Origin of the sequence: Campylobacter sp. 2018MI13 (assembly GCF_018501135.1) — a bacterium.
In the GTDB taxonomy this organism is placed as follows: Bacteria; Campylobacterota; Campylobacteria; order Campylobacterales; family Campylobacteraceae; genus Campylobacter_E.
Window position 1 is genome coordinate 1 of record NZ_JAHCZC010000097.1, and the last position, 5,566, is coordinate 5,566.

Consider the following 5,566-nt stretch of genomic DNA (forward strand, 5'->3'; position numbering starts at 1 on the left):
AGCAAAAATACCAAAATTATTATGAATTTTCTTCTTAACCCTTATATAAGTTCCAAAAAAATCAATACTTAAATACTTAATCTTAACATCAAACATACCTATACTATCAACTTTTAAAAAAGAACAAAACAAAATATCTAAACCATTTTTTCTATAAGCATTAAAAATATATGCCCTATCAGAAGCTATTAATGTATCTTTATATTTTTCCTTATCTTCAATCAAAACAAAATTATGTTTATAAAAAAACGGCAATACATATAAAAAAAGATTAAGAGTATAAATTAATAAAGCAAGTAATATTAAAGATACCACTAAATATAAAAAATGACTAAAATGAATTAAATTCATATCCTTGCTAATATAATAATCATCTATTGCTAAACATAATTTATAAAATGCAAAAACAACTAAAACTATAAAAATAAGTTTTAATGTTTTAATCATTTAAATAAATCTTTTACATTAGGATTGCTTTTAATTTCATCTTTTACTTCATAAAAATCAGCTTTTATAAAATTAAAAGCGTTAGCTATTAAATTATTTGGAAAACTCTCGCAATAATTGTTATAACTTGTAACTGCTGAATTGTAAGCTCTTCTAGCAGCACTAATTTGCTCTTCACAATCTTTTAAAGCATTTAAAAGATTATTAACACTTGAGTTTGCCTTTAAATCAGGGTAATTTTCAAGTTTTATATTTAAATTCCCTAAAGCTTTGCTTAGTTCGTTATTTAAAGTAAATTTTTCTTTAGTATTATTTGAATACATAGCATTTTCTCTAAGTTTTACAATATTTTCTAAAGTATCTTTTTCGTATTCAAAATAAGCTTTTATAGAAGCTATTAAATTAGGTATTAAATCATATCTTTGTTGAAGTTCAACATCAATACTTGAATAAGTATTTTTTACATCATTTCTTCTTGCTATTAAAGAATTATAAGTAAAAATAACCATAATAATTACTAAAAACAAAATAGCCAAAATCACATAAATTATTTCCAAAACTAACTCCTTAAATATTTTTCAATTTCATTTTTAAATTCTTGTATCTTTTCATCTATATTAAACTCATCAAAATACTCTAAATGAGCTATATTTACGCCCGTATAATTATAAATAAACTCATCAAGTCTAGTATCAATCTCGCCAATCATCACAACACAAACAATATCAAAACCATTATCTTGCAATGCTTTTATACTTAAAATCGTATGATTTATCATACCCAAATAATTCCTAGCAGCTAAAATCACTTTACGCTTATGTTTTTTCATAAAATCAATCATAGTTAAATTATCATCAATAGGACAAAAAAGACCCCCAGCTAATTCAATAATCATTTTATCATCAATAGGCAAGATTAAATCATTTATAGAATATTCAATATTATCAAGCTTTTTTGCTATGTGTGGTGATGCAGGAGTATTTAAAAATATCCCTTCTTTATGAACTTTTACATTCTTTACAAAACGCTTTAAAATATCGCTATCTTTATTACAACCTGCTTGAACTATTTTAAAATAAGAATAATTAAAAGCTTTACACAAAGCAACACATAAATGAGTTTTACCAGCGTCAGTATGAATGCCACATATATACATTTTTATCCTTTTTAGTTAGAATAAATTGTATTTTAACAAGTAAAGGATATAAAATGAAAGAAATATTTTTATGTTCAATTTGCAATGTAAAAAGTGGAAATTGTAGCGAAGATTGTGCGTATTGCACCCAAAGTAAGCATTATAATACAAATATTAATGTATATGATTATAAGGATATTAATACTATTTTAAACGAAGCAAAAATAGCTAGTGAAGCTGGTGCTTTAGGATTTTGCCTTGTTACTTCTGGTCGTGGAATTGATAGTAAAAAGCTAGATTTTATTGCAAGAGCAGCAAGTGCTATTAAAGAAAGTGGCTTACATTTACACCTAATTGGCTGCAATGGAAGAGCTAGTTATAAGGATTTAGTATTTTTAAAAGAGCATGGAATAGATAGTTATAATCACAACCTAGAAACCGCCAAAAGCAATTTTAAAAATATCTGCACAACTCATACTTATGAAGAAAGATATGAAACTAATCAAAACGCTATAAATGCTGGACTTGGCATTTGCTGTGGTGGGATTTTTGGCTTAGGAGAAAGCGATGAGCAAAGAGCTGAATTACTTGACGCTCTTGCGACTTTAAAGCCGCACACAAGTCCAATTAATTTTTATATAAAAAATGAAGCTTTAAAAATCAAGGCTAAAGAAATCACCAAAGAAGAAGCTATTAATATAATAAAACTTGCAAAAGAAAAGCTACCAAATACAAGACTAATGGCTGCAGGTGGTAGAGAATTTGCATTTAAAGATGATTTTAAAGCTATGTTTGAAGCAGGGATAAACGCTATCGTGCTAGGAGATTATCTGACTACAAAAGGCGAAGAAAAACATAAAGATGTAGAACTCATCTTAAAAAGTGGCTATGAAATAGCTAAGAGTTGTTAAAAATTTTAATGGAATTTGAATTTTAAATCCAAATTCCATAAATAATTTATATAAAAATTTTTATATTTTTTTTAAAAAATTCAAAATACTATTAAATTAATATTTATTTTATTTGTTACAACTTAAGATACCCCCCCCCATTGACATATATTAAAGCATTGCTATATAGATATTTAAAGACTTAAGAATAAAAAGTAAATTTTATGCTAATATACGGAGCTTAATTTAGAAATTATTATCAATAGGAGAATGAGAATGAAAATATCTCAAAAATTAGCAATTATAATTGCTGTGTCTTTAGTGATTTTATGCTCTAGTATGATTTATTTATCAAATAGTGCGATGAAATCAATTAGTGATGATACTGATGTATCTATTGAAAAATTAGTCTTAGACGATGCTTTAAAAACTGCTCAAAGCGTTGTATATAGTGTAAATCATATGACAGACCAGTTATATTTAGATTTAAAAAGTAAAGGCATTAGTAAAGAAGTATCATACAATAACACCATAAAATACTTAAGCAATATGGATTTACATAATAAATTAGTGAATTTTTTTGCTATGGATGAAGATGGAACCTACCTAGTTCATTATGTTCAAGCAAGAGTTGGTAAAAATCATATAAATGACAAAGATATTTATGGAAAATACTTTATTCAAGATTTAATCAAATCATCAGCAAACCCAGATGGTGGATATGTTAAAACTAAGTTTTTTGATTCTATGATTAACAAAGAAAGAAATGTATTAATATACGCTCAAAAAGATATAGGTATGGGAATTATCTATGCTTGCACCGTGGATTTAGATGAAGGAATGAAAGAAATACAAAAAATCAACGACGATATGAACTCTCACATAAATGAATTTGGAATTAAATTCATAACATACGCAGTGATTATTGGGATAATAATACTTGCGATATTGATATTTTTTGTATTATTTCAAATCTCTAAACCACTTAATTATCTTACAAGTAGAGCTACTGAATTAAGTAGTGGAGATGGAGATTTAACTCAAAAACTTCCTATAAATGGTAAAGATGAAATAGCAGCAACAAGTAAAGCCATTAATGATTTTATAGAAAAAGTTAGATTATTAATAGTAGATGCTAAAAATATAAGTAGCGAAAATGCTAGTGTAGCAAATGAGCTTTCTCAAAGTTCTTTAAATACAGGTCAAAGTGTTGAGCAAAGCTCTGTGATAGTAAGAGATGTAGCTAATAAAGGAGATAGAGCAAACTCTACTCTAGCAATCGGAGTTAAAGCTGCAGAAGATGGTAAAAACCAATTAGTAAATGCTCTAAAATATATAAATGATGTAAATAAATCTATTTCAGAATTAAATACAAAAATTATGCAAAGTGCGAATTTAGAAGCTGAAGTATCAGATAAGATAGTAAGACTTAGTCAAGATGCTGATAATGTTAAATCTATTTTAGAAATGATAAATGATGTAGCAGACCAGACTAATCTACTTGCACTAAACGCTGCAATTGAAGCAGCAAGAGCAGGAGAGCATGGGCGTGGGTTTGCCGTAGTAGCTGATGAAGTAAGAAAATTAGCAGAAAGAACCCAGCATTCATTAGTAGAAATTAACGCAACAATAAGTGTTATAACACAAGGTATAGAAGATGCAAGTGGTCAAATGAGCCTAAATGCAAAAAGCATTGGGGAACTGACAAAATTAGCTGATAATACTCAAAAAACTATGAACGATATGAATGAAGCTATGAATAATGTAATAGGAATTTCAAATCAAACCGTAGATGATTATATAAACACTAGCAAGGTTATGGATGATATATTATCAGGAGTTAATAATATCAATAAAATAACTCACGAAAACGCAAGAAGCGTAGAAGAAATAGCAGGAGCAGCAAATCATCTTAGTAACATTACAGAAAAATTAAACTCAAAACTAAATGAATTTAGAACTTGAGTAAATCATTTGCTAGCACTAACGAAAATAGCGTGGTAGTTTAAGGTATTGTGATATTTATCATTAAAGATTTTTAAATCATTTTTACCTAAAAATACCCCGCTAAAGGCATTTACTCCACTAAGCTTTAAATGCCTAAAAAGCTCAACTTAAAATAAATATTTATATATTTTAAACAATACCATTATAATAAAATTAACAAAATATCTAAATCAAAGGTTAGTAAAGCTATATTTGAAATCGTGTTAGAAGATTATCTAACCACAAAAGGCGAAGAAAATATAAAGAATGTAGAACTAATCTTAAAAAGTGGCTATGAAATAGCTAAGAGTTGCTAAAAATACACTAAAAAACCATGTATGAAACATGGTTTTTTAATATTTAAACTATATTATTTTTAATAAAACTATTTATTTCCTTTAAACTGGCAGATGAAATAACATTAGTATGGTGCTTATATAAATCATAATATTCTTGAGCCACTATTATAAATGTATTTTTATAATCTAAAATATTTTTTATTTTTTGTTCTGTCAGATCACTACCAAGTGTTATAACACATATCGCATCCACTTCTAACAAATCAACATTTTCCAAATTTTGTTTATACCTTTCCCTTAATGTTCTTTTTATACTAAACCCTATTTTATATCCATTTTCGGTTTTAGCTACTATATCATACTCTACAGCATTATTTTTAATATCATGAGTTGGTTTATCACTTAATATAATTAAATAATATTTTAACATTTCTAAACATCTTTGTTCGTAATTACTTCCAGCTAAAGATTTTATACTCTGATTTGTTGATTCTGATAATATAATTAAAAATATATTGCTCACCCTTATACCATATTTTTCAAAAATATGTTTAGTTTGAAGATTGATAAAATTTAACAATTCTTTATGGTTTTCAAAATATTGATTTTTAATTAAAATATCATTGCCAAAAAACAAATCTGTATTTATTGCATCTAATACTCTTCTACTATAAGGAAGATTTAGTGATTGCATATCATATTTAACACTTAATTTATCACTTATACTATCTAATTTAGCCTGTTCGTTATAACTACCTGCTTTTGATATATCAAGAAAAATATTTTTTAAAAAAATTAAATAAATAGAT

Annotated in this window: 5 protein-coding genes and 2 pseudogenes; 3 read left to right on the forward strand and 4 right to left on the reverse strand. The window is 26.4% G+C overall.

The features are described from left to right. The 3 genes from KJQ99_RS08535 to bioD all read right to left on the reverse strand — a co-directional run. Positions 1–447 (reverse strand): hypothetical protein (locus KJQ99_RS08535; protein ID WP_214150539.1); only part of this gene is annotated, 447 nt, incomplete at its 3' end. Further along, on the reverse strand, positions 444–1,004 hold the full coding sequence (locus KJQ99_RS08540; protein WP_250325687.1) for a LemA family protein: 561 nt from the start codon (positions 1,002–1,004) through the stop codon (positions 444–446). The genes KJQ99_RS08540 and KJQ99_RS08535, both read right to left, overlap by 4 nt. Before the next feature lie 2 nt (positions 1,005–1,006). Continuing rightward, the gene (bioD, locus tag KJQ99_RS08545; protein WP_250325688.1) at positions 1,007–1,603 is read right to left on the reverse strand and encodes an ATP-dependent dethiobiotin synthetase BioD; all 597 of its coding nucleotides are present in this window, start codon (positions 1,601–1,603) and stop codon (positions 1,007–1,009) included. 53 nt (positions 1,604–1,656) lie between these two features. On the opposite strand from bioD, the gene KJQ99_RS08550 reads away from it, so the two are divergent. The 3 genes and pseudogenes from KJQ99_RS08550 to KJQ99_RS11325 all read left to right on the forward strand — a co-directional run. Continuing rightward, complete coding sequence (locus KJQ99_RS08550; RefSeq protein WP_214150540.1) at positions 1,657–2,493, forward strand: biotin synthase; 837 nt, start codon at positions 1,657–1,659, stop codon at positions 2,491–2,493. Positions 2,494–2,835: 342 nt separating this feature from the next. Next, positions 2,836–3,579 (forward strand): annotated as a pseudogene (locus KJQ99_RS11320) (cache domain-containing protein); the annotation flags it as partial. A 240-nt stretch (positions 3,580–3,819) separates the two neighbouring features. Beyond that, positions 3,820–4,437 (forward strand): annotated as a pseudogene (locus tag KJQ99_RS11325) (methyl-accepting chemotaxis protein); the annotation flags it as partial. A gap of 381 nt (positions 4,438–4,818) precedes the next feature. Here KJQ99_RS11325 and KJQ99_RS08560 read toward each other — a convergent pair. Beyond that, positions 4,819–5,566, reverse strand: a 748-nt coding sequence (locus KJQ99_RS08560) for a PDDEXK family nuclease (protein WP_214150542.1), incomplete at its 5' end; no start/stop codon positions are given.

What these genes read in the sequence shown, in the direction of transcription:
- bioD (WP_250325688.1), bottom strand. Translation starts at nt 1,603, where the DNA reads ATGTATATATGTGGCATTCATACTGACGCTGGTAAAACTCATTTATGT.
- KJQ99_RS08550 (WP_214150540.1), top strand. Translation starts at nt 1,657, where the DNA reads ATGAAAGAAATATTTTTATGTTCAATTTGCAATGTAAAAAGTGGAAAT.